Consider the following 15,054-nt stretch of genomic DNA (forward strand, 5'->3'; position numbering starts at 1 on the left):
ATGTGCGGACTGGTTTTTGCAATCTCGGCGCGGCCGGTGCGCAGCTTCGTATTGGTCGCACACGCAAGGCAGCATTATCGCGGACCGGATGGCGAAGGCGTGCTGTTCGAAGAGACTGGCGGTGTGCACATGGGCATGGCGCACGAGCGTCTGGCCATTGTTGGGTTGAGCGAAAGCGGCGCGCAGCCGATGCTGTCGGCCTCCGGGCGGTTCAGGATACTTTTCAACGGAGAAGTCTATAATTTTCGCGAGCTGGCCCGGCAATTCGGTCTGCACGATTTGAAATCGGGTACCGATACCGAAGTGATTGTCGAGCTTGTCGAGCGGTTGGGCATCGACGAGGCTGTGGCGCATTTCAACGGCATGTGGGCGATGGTCATACATGACATCGCGGCCAACCGCTTCTATGTCTCGCGCGACCGGTTCGGCAAGAAGCCACTTTACGTGCATCGCGACAGCGGCGGCGTCTTCATGGCCTCCGAGATGCACAGCCTTCTGGGGCTGCCCGGTGTCGATTTAACGCCAGACGCGGTGACGGCCTCGAGATTTCTGGCGCAATCCTTGCAGAATGTGGATGACCGCAGTTGGCTGGCGTCCATCAAGGCATTCCCGCCCGCGTCGATCGGCGAGATCGACGGCACCGATCCCACCGCGGGGGTCTCGAATATCCGCACCTTCTGGAAGTCCGGATACGAAACCCCGCTGCGGGCGCAGAGCCCGGACGATTGCATCGAGGAACTCAGATCACTGGTCCAGGATGCCGTTCGACTGCGCTTACACGCCGATGTTCCAGTCGGCGTTGCCCTGTCAGGGGGCATCGATTCGTCGATAATCGCTGTGCAGGCGACGCAGACGACCGGAGCCCAAGGGCAACGGACCGAGCTTTTTTCAGCCGTGAACCCTGGGTCGAAAGACGACGAGAGTGTCCATATCGACGCTATGGCCCGCCATTTGGACGGCGATGTCCGGCGCGTCCGTCTTGATCCAGAGGAAGGCGACGGATTGTTCGGTCTCTTGCAGACCTGCATTCGCCACGCCGACGGACCGGTCACGTCATTCTCGAGTCTGCTTTTCTACAAGTTGATGGAAAGCGCGCGCTCGGCTGGGATCACCGTTGTGTTGACGGGACAGGGCGCGGACGAGGCCTTTTGCGGCTATCGTAAATACCCGATCCTGGAAATCAAACGTCTGCTCAGGGCGCGCCGTGTGGGTGAAGCGACAAAACTCGCGGCGGGGTTCATCGCAAACGGCACGATCCTTCCTCAATTCAACCTCAACGACGCCAAGCGGTATACTGGTGCTTCGAACAAGTCGATCTTGGGGGAAGCCGCAGCGAGCGCGCTGGATCTGCAACCTCTCGGCCGGATCACCTCGTTGGGAGAGCGGCAGTGGCTGGATGTTTCGAAATATTCGGTCCCTTACCTGTGCCATTATGAGGATCGCATGTCGATGGCGTGGTCGCGCGAGGTCCGCTCTCCGTTCCTCGACTATCGCGTGGTGGATATGGGGCTACGAATGCCCGAGCGGTTGAAATTGTCGCGCGGCTGGACGAAATACGCCTTGCGCAAGGCCTTCGAGTGCGACCTTCCGCCCTCGATCGCGTGGCGCAAGGACAAGAAAGGGTTTGCGAACCCACAGGACGACTGGCTGAAGGGCAACCTGCAACCCGTTGTCCGCGACTTGATGGGGCGAAACGACGCGCGGGTCTATCAAACCGGCTTGGTGGACAAGGCCGGTTACCTCGAACGCTTCGATGCCTATTGCGCCGGGCGGGGGCATGTCTGGTTCCGTGACGTGTTTGCGCCTTTTGCCCTTGAACTGTGGATGGGCACCGCTGCCGAGATCGAACAGGACCTGAAGAAGCAGATGCAATGTCACGTTACGGCCTGATCGCCAGAACCGCACCGAAACTCGGCTTGCGCAACGTCGCACGAGTGGCACTTTACCGTGCAAGGCTTAAGTCGGGGTGGCGGCCGAGGCCGCCCGACACACCTTGCCCCGAGGGTGCGGTCTACGGCCTCGGTGACAGTGACCGACAGGGCGGTTCAGTCACACTGAAGCTCTTTGGCTGGTATCCAGTCGAATTGGGGGCAGCACCAGATTGGCACGCCGATCCCTTTGGTGCGGGCACCCGGCAGGATCCCGATGTCGACTGGGTCGCCGCGCTGCAACGGATCGGCGACGGGGACGTCAAGAGGTATTGGGAGCTGTCGCGCTTCTACTGGTTGCCCCAATTTGCGCTGGCAGCGCGTAATGGGGACGCGGATGCCGCAACTCGAATGGAAAACTGGCTGCGAGACTGGGTTGACGCAAACCCGCCCTATCGTAGTATCAACTGGGCCTGCGGACAGGAGGCCTCCATTCGCCTGATGAACCTCGCACTGGCGGCGTTGATCCTGGACACCTGGTGCGATCCATCGCCGACAATGCGGTGGCTCGTTGAAGTCCATGCACGGCGGATCCGGCCGACATTGTCATATGCCCTTGGACAGGACAACAACCACGGCACCGCTGAAGCCTGCGGGATCTACGTCGCAGGTAGCTGGGGGAAACGCTGGTCGATGCCGAACGCCGACCGGTGTGCACGGACCGGGTTGCGATGGCTGAATGATCGTGCGCTGCGGATGATTCAGGCTGACGGCAGCCCGTGTCAGTATTCGACGACCTATCACCGAGCCAATCTCGAGGGGTTCTGCCTGGCCGGCCTGTGGGCGGAAAAGACCGGTGCACCGCGACTGGGAACCGAGGCGCGGTCACGTATCTTGGACGGGGCGCGCTGGTTGCAGGCTATCGTCGACCCGGCAACCGGGGATGCACCAAACTTGGGTCCGAACGACGGCTCGCACCTGTTTACCGTGTCGCAAGCAGACTACCGCGATTTTCGCCCGACTGTGGCGCTGGCGGCGGTACTGTTTGACAACGAGCGACCATGGCCGGATTACGATGATCCCAGAGTGTCCGCGCTCGGCTTGAAACAAGGCGATCATTTCTGGCCCTCACCTACGTCGCGCAGTTCCGATGTCGGCGGCTATCATGTGTTGCGCGTCGGACAGGCCATGGCGGTTTTGCGCTATCCCCGGTTCCGCTATCGACCTAGCCAAGCGGACGCCCTGCATGTCGACCTGTGGCACGCGGGGCGCAACCTTCTGCGCGACGGCGGAACCTTCAGCTACAATGCCGAGGGAGCCGAATGGTTCGCAGGCACGGCAGCACATAATACCATCGAGTTCGACGGGCGCGACCAGATGCCCCGACTTGGGCGTTTCCTTTTTGGAGACTGGCTCAAGGCCGAAGCTGTTGAGCCTGTTTTGGATAATGGTGTTAAGGCAAGTGCAGCGGCGGCATACACAGATGCCCGTGGTGCCCAGCATCATCGGGCGATAACCCTGAGCGCTGGATCCTTGGTTTGTTGGGATGCGATAACCGGCAATTTTGAAGAGGCATGCTTGCGTTGGCGTTTGGTACCTGGCGAATGGTACTTTGAAGGTGACATTGTCCGTAATGGAAACTACTCGGTTGCGATTGAATTCGATGGCATGCCGATCTCCCCGACACTCGGCACCACGATGGAATCACGCTACTACCTGCGGAAAACAGAGATTCCGGAAATCTCGGTCAAGGTGAGTCGGCCGGGAATACTCATCACGAAAGTCGGCTTCTGATCATGCATGTTCTTTATTTCCATCAGCATTTCTCAACCCCGCAGGGATCAGCCGGCACCCGATCATATGAGATGGCCCAGGCACTCATCCGAGCCGGGCACAGCGTCACGATGGTCTGTGGCAGCTACGCGCAGGGCAATACCGGGCTGAGCATGCCGTTTAAAAAAGGTAGGCGGCGCGGCGCGGTCGATGGGATCGACGTGATCGAGTTCGCTCTCAACTATGGCAATCACATGGGGTTTGTTCAGCGACTTGGCGTATTCTTGAAATTCGCGGTTGGTTCGATCGGTGTGGCGCTTCGGGAGCCTGCTGACGTAGTGTTCGCGACGACAACCCCGCTTACCGCTGGCATTCCGGGCATTTTCGCACGCTGGCTAACGCAAAAACCCTTTGTGTTCGAGGTTCGGGATCTTTGGCCGGAATTACCCAAAGCGATGGGCGTGATCACCAACCCGGTTATGCTGTGGCTTATGTCCCTGCTGGAATGGGCATCTTATCGTTCGGCAGACCGGTTGGTGGGCCTTTCGCCTGGCATCGTCGAGGGCATCGCAGCCCGCGGGGTCGACAAATCGCGGATCGCCATGGTGCCAAATGGTTGCGATATGGATCTCTTCTCAACGCCCGAAGCGGCTTGGCGGCCAGACGGCGTTCAGGATGATCAGTTGCTTGCGATTTTCACGGGAACCCATGGGAACGCCAATGGTCTGGAAAGTGTTCTCAATGCTGCAGCGGTTTTGAAAGACCGCGGGCGCGACGACGTAAGGATCGCCTTGGTCGGGCAAGGGCGCGAGAAGCCAAAACTCGTAGCCGATGCTAAAGAACGTGGCCTCGACAATGTTCTTTTCGTCGATCCGGTTCCCAAGACCAAGCTCACTGGATTGATGGCGGGTGCTGATTTAGGCCTGCAAGTTCTTAGGAATGTTCCTGCATTTTACTTCGGCACGTCTCCGAACAAGTTCTTCGACTACATCTCTGCAGGGTTGCCAGTCTTAAACAACTATCCGGGCTGGCTTGCGGGTTTGATCGGTGAAAACGATTGTGGTTTCGCTGTGCCGCCCGATGATCCATCGGCCTTCGCAGATGCACTGATCGAGGCTGCAGAGCATCGGGACGCGCTGCGACTGAAAGGGGTTAACGCACGAGAGCTTGCCCAAACTCGTTTTGCACGCTCGGAGCTTTCTGACGACTGGGTTCAGTGGGTGACAGGGGTCGCGCGCTAAGCTTTAAGCCAAATAGCTGACAATTTTGAACGATACGGTAAATGAAGCGGATCATTGATATTCTCGGAGCCAGCGTGGGGTTGCTCCTCTTTTCGCCGGTTCTGGCGATTGTGGCCTATAAAATCCGCCGCGAGATGGGAGCGCCAGTGCTCTTCACCCAAACTCGCCCCGGGCGCGATGGCAAGCCGTTTGAGATGATCAAATTCCGCACCATGCGAGATGCGATTGACGCAGATGGCCGCCAGCTTCCTGATGCGGAGCGGCTCACCAAATTGGGCCGGTTCCTGCGGTCCAGCTCAATCGACGAACTGCCGGAACTTTGGAACGTGCTGAAGGGCGACATGAGCCTCGTCGGCCCGCGACCGCTCTTGATAGAATACTTGCCGCTCTACTCCGCAGAACAGGCACGCCGCCACGAGGTGCGCCCCGGCGTGACAGGCTGGGCGCAGGTGAACGGGCGAAATGCGATATCATGGGATGAGAAGTTCGCGCTCGACCTCTGGTATGTCGACAACCGAAGCCTCTGGCTGGATCTGAAGATCATTTGGCAGACGATCCGCAAGGTGATCAAACGCGATGGTATTTCAGCGGCGGGAGAAGCTACCATGTCAAAGTTTACGGGGAACGGATCGTGAGCCGGTTGATCGGCGTATATGGCGCTGCCGGATGCGGGCGCGGAGTCATGCCCTTGCTTCGCTCACAATACCGCGCGCCCGAACTTGTTTTCATCGACGATGGCCAAGCCCCAGGCTACGTAAACGGCCACGATATTTTGACCTGGACCGATTTTCTCGAACGCCAAACCGACCAAAAGGCAGTCAGCATCGCCATAGCCGCCTCACATATCCGCCAGACCCTCGCGGAAAAATGCGCCGCTGCAAATATCCCACTGATCGAGGTACGCGCCGCTTCTGTCGTGCAGATGGATGAAGTCGTGATCGAAGAAGGTGCATGCCTGTCCCCTTTCGTGACCCTGAGCTCGAACATCCGCATTGGCCGCTGCTTCCACGCTAACCTTTATTCCTATGTCGAGCATGATTGCATCATCGGTGACTTCGTGACCTTCGCACCGGGCGCCAAGGTGAACGGGAATGTCACCATCGGCGATCACGCTTATATCGGCTCGGGCGCCATTATCCGCCAGGGTCTCACCATTGGCGCTGGCGTCATTGTCGGCATGGGTGCGGTCGTCACCCGCGATGTGCCACCGGGCGTCACCGTCGTCGGCAATCCGGCCAAACCACTTATCAAGGACTGATCCATGCGTATCTACCTCTCCCGCCCCCACATGTCCGGCAATGAGGAGCGACGCGTGGCCGAAGCTTTTGCGTCGAACTTCATCGCCCCGCTGGGACCCCAACTGGACGCCTTTGAGGCGTCCGTGCGCGACTACCTCGGGGCGGATGTGCATTGCGTCGGCCTGTCCTCGGGTTCGGCGGCGCTGCACCTCGCGCTGCGCATCGCGGGGGTGGGCCCGGGCGACGAGGTCTGGATCTCTTCCATGACCTTCGCGGGCGGCATCTTCCCGGTAAACTACCTCGGCGCAAGTCCGCGTTTTTTTGATCTCTCACCTGAAAGCTGGACGGTCGACACAGCGCTGCTGGCCAAAGAGCTCGCAAAGGCCGCTACCGAAAACCGCCTGCCCAAGGCCATCGTACCGACCGATCTTTACGGCCAGTCCGCCGATCTCGACACGCTGGAGAGCCTCGCGGCGCAATACGGCGTACGCCTCATCGTTGACAGTGCCGAAAGCCTGGGCGCGACCTACAAGAATGGCCGCAAGGCCGGCACCGGCGGAGATGCCGCGATCCTGTCGTTCAACGGCAACAAGATTATCACCACCTCTGGCGGCGGCATGCTGGTCACCCGTCACAAAGCTTGGGCCGATGAGGCCCGTTTCCTCGCCACCCAGGCGCGCGACCCCGCCCCGCATTACGAGCATTCCACCTTTGGCTACAACTACCGCCTGTCAAACATCTGCGCGGCAATTGGGCTGGGGCAAATGGAGGTGCTGGACGCCCGCGTGGCTCGCCGCCGCGAGATCTTCGCGCGCTACAAAGCCGCGCTAGCCCGCCCCGGCATCGCCTTCATGCCTGAGCCCGAAGGCCTGCACTCGACCCGCTGGCTGACAGCCCTGACCATCGACCCTAGTGAAACCGGCATCACGCGTGAAGACATCCGCCTGATGCTGCTGGAGCACCAAATCGAATCCCGCCCGCTGTGGAAACCGATGCACATGCAGCCGCTCTATGCTGGCGCGCCCTATCACGGAAATGGGTTCGACGAGCGCCTCTTCGCCAACGGTCTCTGTCTACCTTCGGGCAGTGACATGACTGATGAGCAGCAGGATGAGGTGATTGAGCGGGTCTCAGCGCTCCTTGATAAAGGTCGTTGAACTATCCCGGTCAGCCTGATGCGAATAGGTCAGATCGGCTTAAGCAGGCAATAGCCTCAGATAGCTCGGATCCTTGGCCTCTTTGGCGAGAATGATCGTGTGCATACCAGCTGCTGTGGCTTTTTAAGGCAGACTTGCCGGACCCTTCAATAGCTCTGAGCCACCAGCCCGTTCGACGTCACCGACCGAAACCAAACGGTAATCAGAGCCGTGCCGGGCAATTAGAACACTGTGCTTATCGTCTAGATCACGCCGGTAGCGCTACTACTGATGATCTTCTTCGGCGCAGTCGCCGTAGCGTGTTGTAGGCAAGCCTCTGTTCCATTAGCGTTTTCTCGCGGGTCGGCCGCGCTTTGAGTTTAGGATGTAACCTTTAATGCGTAATTACATCGAACATTTTTCAATACTGAGCCGGCGCAATAAAATTGCGCTGCAAATTGTTCTCGACTCCATGCTGCTGGCCATTTCATTTCTTGGCGCCATGCTGTTACGGCTCGAGAGTCTAGATTTTGCAGGGCAGCCAGGTATCTGGGGCGCGTTGCTGTCCTCCATCATGGCCACCCTGCTGGCCTTTTGGGGATTGGGCCTTTATCGGGTTGTAGTGCGTTTCATCACCGGAAGGGTCCTAATAATCATTGGCAAGGGGGCTGTGGTGGCAGCAATTTCCCTTTTTGCCGCAGGACTTGTTTTTGACGCCAGCATTCCTCGATCTGTTCCGATCATTTTTGCTGTTTTTGCCTTTCTTTCCGTTGGTGGGCTGCGTTTCGCAGCACGGACGTATTTCCGGAACCCAAATCATTTGAACAAACGACCCGTGATCATCTACGGCGCTGGGGAAGCCGGACTTCAACTGCTGAACGCACTATTCCACGGCCAAGAATTTGCTCCGGTCGCTCTGGTCGATGATGACCCCTCCTTGCAGAACTTGGGCATCGGAGGATTGCGCGTTTATTCACCCGATAGAATACCGCGCCTGGTCCATGAGACGGGTGCCCGGGTGATCTTGCTGGCCATACCCAGCCTGGGTCGTGTCCGCCGCCGCGAGATTGTGAGCGCGCTGGAAGACCTGCAGCTGGAGATCAAGACGATCCCAGGCATGTCCGACATTATCAGCGGAAAGGCCAAGATTTCAGAACTGCGGACAGTTTCAGCTGAAGACTTGCTTGGGCGCGATCCTGTCGCCCCGGACACCGAACTGCTTGGCAGGAACATCACCGGGCGTGTGGTTATGGTCTCTGGCGCTGGAGGATCGATCGGCAGTGAGCTCTGCAGGCAGATTCTGACCCAGAATCCGTCCGTCTTGGTCCTTTACGACGTGTCCGAGTTTGCGCTTTACGCGATCGAAGCTGAACTAAGCGCAACAGCCGTGCGCTTGCTGCATCAGACTAAGGTCGTGCCCATCCTAGGGTCTGTGCAGCATAGCCGGCGGCTAGAGGCCGCTATCAAGGGCTTTAAGGTTCAGACGATCTACCATGCGGCAGCCTATAAGCATGTGCCGCTGGTAGAGGAAAACGTAGTTGAGGGCATCCGAAACAACGTGTTTGGCACACTCGCAATCACGCTCGCCGCCCAGAAACTTGGCGTCGAAAACTTCATTCTGATTTCCACTGACAAAGCGGTGCGGCCGACAAACGTCATGGGCGCGACCAAGCGCATCGCAGAGTTGATCTGCCAGGCCCATGCGCAGGAGGCATCTTCCACAGTCTTCTCGATGGTCCGGTTCGGGAATGTTCTTGGCTCGTCCGGGTCGGTCATCCCGCGGTTTCGGGCCCAGATCGAGGCTGGGGGACCTGTCACAGTCACGCACAAGGACATCAATCGCTACTTCATGACGATCCCCGAAGCGGCCCAGCTGGTGATCCAGGCAGGTGCCTTGGGTCAGGGTGGGGATGTTTTCGTGCTCGACATGGGAGACCCTGTAAAGATCATGGACCTCGCCTTCAGCATGGTTAAGCTGCATGGTCTGATCCCTTACATGGTCGACCACCCGGATCAGGTATTGCCGGAAAAGGGTGACATCCCGGTCTGTGTCACTGGTCTGCGCAAGGGCGAGAAGCTTTTCGAGGAGCTTCTGATCGGCAACAACCCAGCTCCAACCAAGCACCCACGGATCATGACAGCATCCGAAGTCTCACTGCCACGCGACGCGTTGATGGCAGTTCTGGATCGGCTTCTACAGGCCTGTGAGGCGTTCGACTTGCCAGCAATCGTAATCATTTTACACGAATTACCGCTCGAGTACGCGCCGTCGAGCACAGAGATCTCAGACCTGCTTTGGAGGGCTGATCACGACACCGACGAGCAGCAGAGCATGGCGATCGAGGCAGGCATTCGCACATGACATTTGCCGCCGAGAAGAAACCTAGACTCGCGCGCGTGTTGTTCAGCCGCACCCTTCACACATATTTTCTAATGCGCCGCGGACTGACGATTGGGGTTCGCGCGATTGTGCGGTCAGATGATGGTAAGTTCCTGCTCGTCCGCCACACCTACACTCCCGGATGGCATTTTCCTGGGGGCGGAGTCGAAAAGGGCGAAACGACAGAACAGGCTTTAATCAACGAATTGCGACAGGAGACCGGCCTGCAACTTGCTCATAAACCTGTTTTACACGGCGTGTTTTTTAATAATGGCGTGAGCAAAAGGGATCACGTTCTGGCATACCTTTGTGATGCCAAAGGGGCTGTCGATGCCAAGCCAAAGAGCATAGAAATCGCCGAAATCGGATATTTCGATTTCGAAAACCTACCGCCGGATACTGATCCTGGAACAGTTCGCCGCATTCGTGAAATTGTATGCGGAGATGCTCAAACTGAAGGCTGGTAACCAGTTCGGTCACAACACTGTTCGATCGTTCAATGATGGGTTTCCACTCCGACCACAACCATCCCCGTCAAATGCCAGACGGCCGCCATCATGATCCCCATATTGAAGGCAAACTCGTTGGCGCAGCTCTGCTTGAAGAACTCCCCCTCGAGGAACATGCAGGACCCCTTGCAGAGCTGAACGACGGGGCATGACATGCATTCGGGCCGGAAGGCAAAATGCGTCGCGGTATTCAGCGCGATCCCATCGAAGTCAGCTACATGCCCAATCTTGTGCACGCCCTTCGCCCCGGTGTTCTGGCAGGTCATGACGTTGCCGCGCAGATCCACGGCGATAGTGTCTTCCCGGTCCATGCCGCACTTTTGTCCAAGGGCCTCAATGGGCCTCTGCCGCTGGAGTGAGGCGTAGAACTCATCAATGCGCTCGCCGAGACCAAAGGCGTTCGGGTCCTCAACCAGCGCCTCGAAGATCGACCGCGTCAGGCTATTGAGTTCCGCAGGTTCAAACCGCCCCGTGCCGATTGCGGTCGCCGCATCATAAACATTCACCACGCCTTCGAGCCCGACAAACACATCCGGCCCGACATTTTCGGCGAACCAGGCCTTGAGGGCCCGAAGGTCGTGATGCTGGCGCGTCAGCACCGCATTGAACCCGGTCTTTTCGGGGCGATCGGCCAGCAGGGTTTCGATCCATCGACGCTTATCTGGATCATCAAGTGGATCGGGCCCGCGCAAATGCTGCCCCGGGCCGTCATGGCTGATCCCGATGGCAATGTCGTATTGCGCGATGAACTCGAGCTTTTCCCGATCAAGCAAGGATCCGTTGGTGATGATTGAGAAAGCAACCCCTGGAAACAGCTCCGCCAGTGCGGGGATCAACCGTTTGATCTTGGCCCAGTACAGAAAAGGCTCGCCGCCCCAGAGCTCAATCTGTTCTGGGGCTTGCGCGATCCATCCGTCAAGCTGGGTCAGAAACTGCGCGACATCTGCCAATTTGGAGACGGTTGCATCACCGATCTGGACAGCTTGATTGCAATAACTACAGGCGTAGTTACACGAGAGCCCAAGTTGGATTTTCAGGATGCGGGGTGCGCGGGATTTTCCGAGGGGTTTGTCTTTGGCCACGCGCGGTACCGCCGCGAAGATTCCCGGTTCTACCAGCAGCGGCAGCCCCTCGCATTCGGATGTGTGCGGGTTGTAGCGCACGTGATGACGGCTGCCGTCACGCGCTTCCAGTTTCAGATCGAACCACATCAGTCGAATAGCCTTTCCTCGATCGCCACGGGGAGATTGACGCGGAAGTTCGCGACGACCTGCACATGCGGCGCGCTCCCCTCGTAGGGGTGCTGGTTGTGGGGAATATGAGAGGGGAAGAAGACCGAGAGCCCCGGCCGCGGGTTAACCGAGTAGCCATGGCGGCTCTCATAAGGCAGCCGCCCCTCGTCAAAGTAGCGCGACGGGTCCTCGATTACGAACCGAGGGTTCCCCACGCTGTTCACCGGCTGGCCCGACCCACTGCCGGTCAGGAAGTGGACGCAGGTCAGGTCGCCCTCGCGGCTGTCTTTGTGGGTCGAGATGAAGCCGCCTTTGGTGATCACCAGCGCACGGTTTTCGCAATGATCGGGGTCGAGATATTTGGCCCAAGGGCCGAGCACGGCGCGCGCGCAAGCGAAGAGATGGGCTTTCAAGGTCTGACCTGCGTCGCATTGCTCAAGTATGCCGCGCACACGGCGCTTGGCTGCATTGGCCATCGACCCGCTGCCATTTGCTTCGACTGTGGCGATGGCCTCGTCGGCCAGTTGCCTATTCACCACCCAGTCGACTGGCGTCTCTACGAACGTGACCCGCGTCGGCCAGAGGTCGATACTCGTGCTTCGGATTTCCATCGTCAGCACCGGCAATTACAGTTGCAGTTGAAGCTATAGCGGTTGGCTGTAATGGTCACAGCACCGGAACTGCCGCCGCCTGAGAGGCTGTGAACCGTGCAGTTTGCCACGCAGTTACAGTTGCCGCCGGAAGTGTTGTAACTGCGCGGCCAAAAAGACCCTCCAGACGTCGGGGAGCCATTGCTGAGAGATACGCCCGTGATTGTGCCTGCACCAATTGCCGGCTTGTTGGTGATCCGCGACCAGTCCACGTTGCCGCTGTCGTCGATCACGATAGTTGTTCCGACCTTATAGGCCATGGCTGCCTCCTTGCGCCTGATGGGCCAGGATCTCGGAGAGCCCGGCCTTGCAGTGGGAATTTGGGAGTTCGAGCGAACAGAGGACGGGGATGCACATTCGCTCCTCGCCCTCGAAATAGGTGCTGTCATGGGGCACATGGCCCTCGAAGACGAACATGGAGCCCGTGCGTGGCTCGACCGCATACCAGCCGCCGACATAGGCGTCTGGGTTGTTGCAGGGCCAGAGCCGCTTACCGACATTCGCCGGATCGTAGAAGCGCACCGCGCCGCGATGGAGCGAGGTCTCGGGGCAATCGGCGTCCAGCACCACACGCGGGTAATAGGTGCAGACGATGTCGGTCTGAAAATGGGTGTGGGCGTTTATACCGACATTTTCGCGCAGGGCGCGGCGCTGCCAGAAGGTGTCCGACATCATGGCGATCTCGCCTGTGTGGTCGTAGCCATAGGCAAGCTGCAGATATTCCCTGACAGCTGCCGCCACCATCTGCGCCAGCACCGCAATCGCAGGGTCCTGTCGGTCCATCAGGAAATTGTGCCGCAGATGTCCAAGATGGTTGGTCTGGTCGCCAACATTACGGCCGTCGCCCGCGTCTTGAATGCGGTTCGCCACCGCGTCGTCGGCCGCTAACGCGTGTAGGTGGTCGTTAAAGCCCTCCGGCAACTCCCAGTGCTTGTGCAAAACGAAGGTGGGATAGATCAGCTGTAACTCGGTCGTGGTGGCAATCTCCATCACACCACCTCCAGGATGATTTTGCCGATCGCGGTATAGTGCTCGGTGTTAATCTTGACCGCGATCCGCTCGCCTGGGCTGAGCCCAAGCGCCTCGGCAACAAAGCTGCCCGCACCATTCATGTCCGTCGTCAGCCGCCGTTTCGGCAGATAGCCGGCGTCACTGTCGAGCTTGAGCGCCAGCGCATGTGCGCATGGCGCGCCATCGCCATTCCAGCGCAGCGCGATCGGCACATGAGCCCGCCCTCCCGCGGGCACGGTCACCGTCTCGGTCGCCACCGTGTGGAAATAGAACTGCTTGAACCACTGCCCGTCATTCGGGATCGTCGCGTCATCGATCCGGCCCGCGACGGTCGTACCATTCAGTAGGATTGGCTCTTGCTCACAGAGGACTTCGATGCGCGCACTGGACAGGGCCCCCGCGATCGGCATGAAGATCACCAACGCGTTGGAGCACTGCGTTCGGGCCCTGTGCCGAAAGGAAAAGTCAACTTTTTCACGCGCAGACTGCGCAAAACGGTTGCGCCAAGGAAGCGGGAATCCCGCTTCGTTGGTCATGATATCAATCAGTGCGTAATCAGTGATTTCATCATGGCCGATCATCCCGTCGAGAAACACATAAGAACGCCCTCTATAGATCGCCCCATGGGTCAATCCGGGCAAATCTGGAATGAACACGCCGTTGCCACGCATATCGACAAAGCCTGCCGCATTCGAGCGGTCATGAGGTGTCTCAAGCGCTGCCGCTAAGTCTGCCCATGGCAGTGGCTCGATGCCATCGCGCAGCCCTTGGCCGATCTCACAGGGATCGAAGACGGCAATCCCGGCATAGGTGTCTTGGACATCGACGGCGTAATGCAGCCGCGAGCCCGTGTTGTAGATGACATGTAGTCCGGTCTCGATCATGGCGCGCTCCTTTTCAGCTGATCGACCTCTTGGGCGAGGTCTTTGATGGCCTCGACAAGGAGGCCGACGAGATTGCCATAAGCGAGGCGCAGCACTCCCTCCGTCTCGACAACCGCTTCCGGTGCGACCGCCTGCACGTCCTGGGCAATGAGGCCCATCTGCCGTGCATCACTGCCCGCCATGGAAAAGGTGACGCCGCTCAGCGCCTGCACTTTGGCCAGCGCCGCGTGGATCGGGGCGATGTCGGATTTGAGGCGCGCGTCTGAGGAGGAGACGAAGTTCGGGGCGGTCACGGCACCGCTGAAGGTCGCTCCCGACAGGCGGGCAAAGGCGCTGGCGTGGTTGCCATCGAGAAGGTCGGCATCAATGCCAGAGCCAGACCCATCCACGGTCACCAGCTTGGCGCGGACCTGCGCGGCCGTGTCGGGAGACCCATCCGCCCCTGCGGGGCCTTGTGGACCCGTAGCCCCGGTGGCACCCGTGGGACCTGCAGGTCCCGTCGCACCTGTTGCCCCTGTCGCACCGGTTGAGCCTTTCAGGTTGACGTAAGCACCCCAGGTCGATCCGTTGAAAAAGCGAAGGCTGGTTCCGGACCACTGATGGGCAGGCGTTGGTCCTGTTGGCCCTGTCTGACCCTGCGGACCGGTCGCGCCTGTGTCACCTTTTGGGCCTGTTGCCCCGGTCGGACCTGCTGGACCTTGCGGTCCAGTTGGGCCGGTGTCGCCCTGAGGCCCAGTTGCACCGGTTGCCCCTGTGGCACCAATTGCACCCTTGAGATTGACGTAAGTGCCCCAGGCGGTGCCGGTATTGAACCGAAGGCTCGTACCAGACCATTGATGCGCCGGCGTTGGACCCGTGGCACCCGTTGAGCCCTGCGGACCCGTTGCACCTGTCGCGCCAGTATCCCCCTTTGGTCCTGTTGGCCCGGTCGCACCTTGGGGACCGGCCGGTCCGGTGGGGCCTTGCGGTCCAGTCTGTCCGAGTTCGATCACGGTTTCGGCGCCGGAGACACGTTTCAGGAAGAGCTTTCCGTCAGTAACATTTACGGCGAGTTCTCCGGCAGCGAGTTGCGCCGTGCTGGGTACCCGGCCGGCCACGGTCGTTCGTTTTACCAGAACGGTATTTGCCATGA

The 15,054-nt window shown here is 59.2% G+C and carries 14 protein-coding genes; 8 read left to right on the forward strand and 6 right to left on the reverse strand.

The window, feature by feature from the left end; all coding sequences use genetic code 11:
• From asnB to THS5294_RS13605, 8 genes are all read left to right on the forward strand, one after another.
• A complete protein-coding gene (asnB, locus tag THS5294_RS13570) occupies nucleotides 1–1,890 on the forward strand; it encodes an asparagine synthase (glutamine-hydrolyzing) (RefSeq protein WP_048599749.1) in 1,890 nt (629 codons plus the stop codon).
• Nucleotides 1,872–3,662, forward strand: coding sequence for a heparinase II/III family protein (locus THS5294_RS13575; protein WP_048599750.1), 1,791 nt, complete (start codon nucleotides 1,872–1,874; stop codon nucleotides 3,660–3,662). The genes asnB and THS5294_RS13575 overlap by 19 nt, the downstream gene beginning before the upstream one ends.
• A 2-nt stretch (nucleotides 3,663–3,664) precedes the next feature.
• Nucleotides 3,665–4,882: a glycosyltransferase family 4 protein gene (locus THS5294_RS13580; RefSeq protein WP_048599751.1), complete on the forward strand. Its 1,218-nt coding sequence runs from the start codon at nucleotides 3,665–3,667 to the stop codon at nucleotides 4,880–4,882.
• A gap of 41 nt (nucleotides 4,883–4,923) precedes the next feature.
• A complete protein-coding gene (locus THS5294_RS13585; protein ID WP_048599752.1) occupies nucleotides 4,924–5,517 on the forward strand; it encodes a sugar transferase in 594 nt (197 codons plus the stop codon).
• On the forward strand, nucleotides 5,514–6,140 hold the full coding sequence (locus THS5294_RS13590) for an acetyltransferase (protein WP_048599753.1): 627 nt from the start codon (nucleotides 5,514–5,516) through the stop codon (nucleotides 6,138–6,140). Before THS5294_RS13585 ends, THS5294_RS13590 begins: the two co-directional genes overlap by 4 nt.
• A gap of 3 nt (nucleotides 6,141–6,143) precedes the next feature.
• Nucleotides 6,144–7,277, forward strand: coding sequence for a DegT/DnrJ/EryC1/StrS family aminotransferase (locus tag THS5294_RS13595; protein ID WP_048599754.1), 1,134 nt, complete (start codon nucleotides 6,144–6,146; stop codon nucleotides 7,275–7,277).
• Between the two features lie 376 nt (nucleotides 7,278–7,653).
• Nucleotides 7,654–9,618, forward strand: a complete 1,965-nt coding sequence (locus THS5294_RS13600) for a polysaccharide biosynthesis protein (protein WP_048599755.1) — start codon at nucleotides 7,654–7,656, stop codon at nucleotides 9,616–9,618.
• The gene (locus tag THS5294_RS13605) at nucleotides 9,615–10,103 is read left to right on the forward strand and encodes an NUDIX domain-containing protein (protein ID WP_048599756.1); all 489 of its coding nucleotides are present in this window, start codon (nucleotides 9,615–9,617) and stop codon (nucleotides 10,101–10,103) included. The genes THS5294_RS13600 and THS5294_RS13605 overlap by 4 nt, the downstream gene beginning before the upstream one ends.
• Before the next feature lie 29 nt (nucleotides 10,104–10,132).
• Here the strand turns inward: THS5294_RS13605 and THS5294_RS13610 are convergent, their stop codons facing one another.
• The 6 genes from THS5294_RS13610 to THS5294_RS18770 are packed head-to-tail and all read right to left on the reverse strand — an operon-like array spanning nucleotide 10,133 to nucleotide 15,052.
• Nucleotides 10,133–11,356: a radical SAM/SPASM domain-containing protein gene (locus tag THS5294_RS13610; protein WP_048599757.1), complete on the reverse strand. Its 1,224-nt coding sequence runs from the start codon at nucleotides 11,354–11,356 to the stop codon at nucleotides 10,133–10,135.
• Entirely contained in the window at nucleotides 11,356–11,988 is a 633-nt protein-coding gene (locus THS5294_RS13615; protein WP_048599758.1) for a hypothetical protein, read from the reverse strand. The genes THS5294_RS13610 and THS5294_RS13615 overlap by 1 nt, the downstream gene beginning before the upstream one ends.
• Nucleotides 11,989–11,990: 2 nt before the next feature.
• Nucleotides 11,991–12,287 (reverse strand): hypothetical protein, encoded by a 297-nt coding sequence (locus tag THS5294_RS13620; RefSeq protein ID WP_048599759.1) that lies wholly within the window; start codon nucleotides 12,285–12,287, stop codon nucleotides 11,991–11,993.
• On the reverse strand, nucleotides 12,277–13,017 hold the full coding sequence (locus THS5294_RS13625; protein WP_048599760.1) for a hypothetical protein: 741 nt from the start codon (nucleotides 13,015–13,017) through the stop codon (nucleotides 12,277–12,279). The genes THS5294_RS13620 and THS5294_RS13625 overlap by 11 nt, the downstream gene beginning before the upstream one ends.
• The gene (locus tag THS5294_RS13630) at nucleotides 13,017–13,922 is read right to left on the reverse strand and encodes a hypothetical protein (protein ID WP_048599761.1); all 906 of its coding nucleotides are present in this window, start codon (nucleotides 13,920–13,922) and stop codon (nucleotides 13,017–13,019) included. The genes THS5294_RS13625 and THS5294_RS13630 overlap by 1 nt, the downstream gene beginning before the upstream one ends.
• Nucleotides 13,919–15,052 (reverse strand): tail fiber domain-containing protein, encoded by a 1,134-nt coding sequence (locus tag THS5294_RS18770; RefSeq protein WP_053084907.1) that lies wholly within the window; start codon nucleotides 15,050–15,052, stop codon nucleotides 13,919–13,921. Before THS5294_RS18770 ends, THS5294_RS13630 begins: the two co-directional genes overlap by 4 nt.
• Between the last annotated feature and the right edge of the window lie 2 nt (nucleotides 15,053–15,054).

The organism is Thalassobacter stenotrophicus, from assembly GCF_001458315.1.
In the GTDB taxonomy this organism is placed as follows: Bacteria; Pseudomonadota; Alphaproteobacteria; order Rhodobacterales; family Rhodobacteraceae; genus Thalassobacter; species Thalassobacter stenotrophicus.

What these genes read in the sequence shown, in the direction of transcription:
- asnB (WP_048599749.1), top strand. Translation starts at nt 1, where the DNA reads ATGTGCGGACTGGTTTTTGCAATCTCGGCGCGGCCGGTGCGCAGCTTC.
- THS5294_RS13575 (WP_048599750.1), top strand. Translation starts at nt 1,872, where the DNA reads ATGTCACGTTACGGCCTGATCGCCAGAACCGCACCGAAACTCGGCTTG.
- THS5294_RS13580 (WP_048599751.1), top strand. Translation starts at nt 3,665, where the DNA reads ATGCATGTTCTTTATTTCCATCAGCATTTCTCAACCCCGCAGGGATCA.
- THS5294_RS13585 (WP_048599752.1), top strand. Translation starts at nt 4,924, where the DNA reads ATGAAGCGGATCATTGATATTCTCGGAGCCAGCGTGGGGTTGCTCCTC.
- THS5294_RS13595 (WP_048599754.1), top strand. Translation starts at nt 6,144, where the DNA reads ATGCGTATCTACCTCTCCCGCCCCCACATGTCCGGCAATGAGGAGCGA.
- THS5294_RS13600 (WP_048599755.1), top strand. Translation starts at nt 7,654, where the DNA reads ATGCGTAATTACATCGAACATTTTTCAATACTGAGCCGGCGCAATAAA.
- THS5294_RS13605 (WP_048599756.1), top strand. Translation starts at nt 9,615, where the DNA reads ATGACATTTGCCGCCGAGAAGAAACCTAGACTCGCGCGCGTGTTGTTC.
- THS5294_RS13610 (WP_048599757.1), bottom strand. Translation starts at nt 11,356, where the DNA reads ATGTGGTTCGATCTGAAACTGGAAGCGCGTGACGGCAGCCGTCATCAC.
- THS5294_RS13615 (WP_048599758.1), bottom strand. Translation starts at nt 11,988, where the DNA reads ATGGAAATCCGAAGCACGAGTATCGACCTCTGGCCGACGCGGGTCACG.
- THS5294_RS13620 (WP_048599759.1), bottom strand. Translation starts at nt 12,287, where the DNA reads ATGGCCTATAAGGTCGGAACAACTATCGTGATCGACGACAGCGGCAAC.
- THS5294_RS13625 (WP_048599760.1), bottom strand. Translation starts at nt 13,017, where the DNA reads ATGGAGATTGCCACCACGACCGAGTTACAGCTGATCTATCCCACCTTC.
- THS5294_RS13630 (WP_048599761.1), bottom strand. Translation starts at nt 13,922, where the DNA reads ATGATCGAGACCGGACTACATGTCATCTACAACACGGGCTCGCGGCTG.
- THS5294_RS18770 (WP_053084907.1), bottom strand. Translation starts at nt 15,052, where the DNA reads ATGGCAAATACCGTTCTGGTAAAACGAACGACCGTGGCCGGCCGGGTA.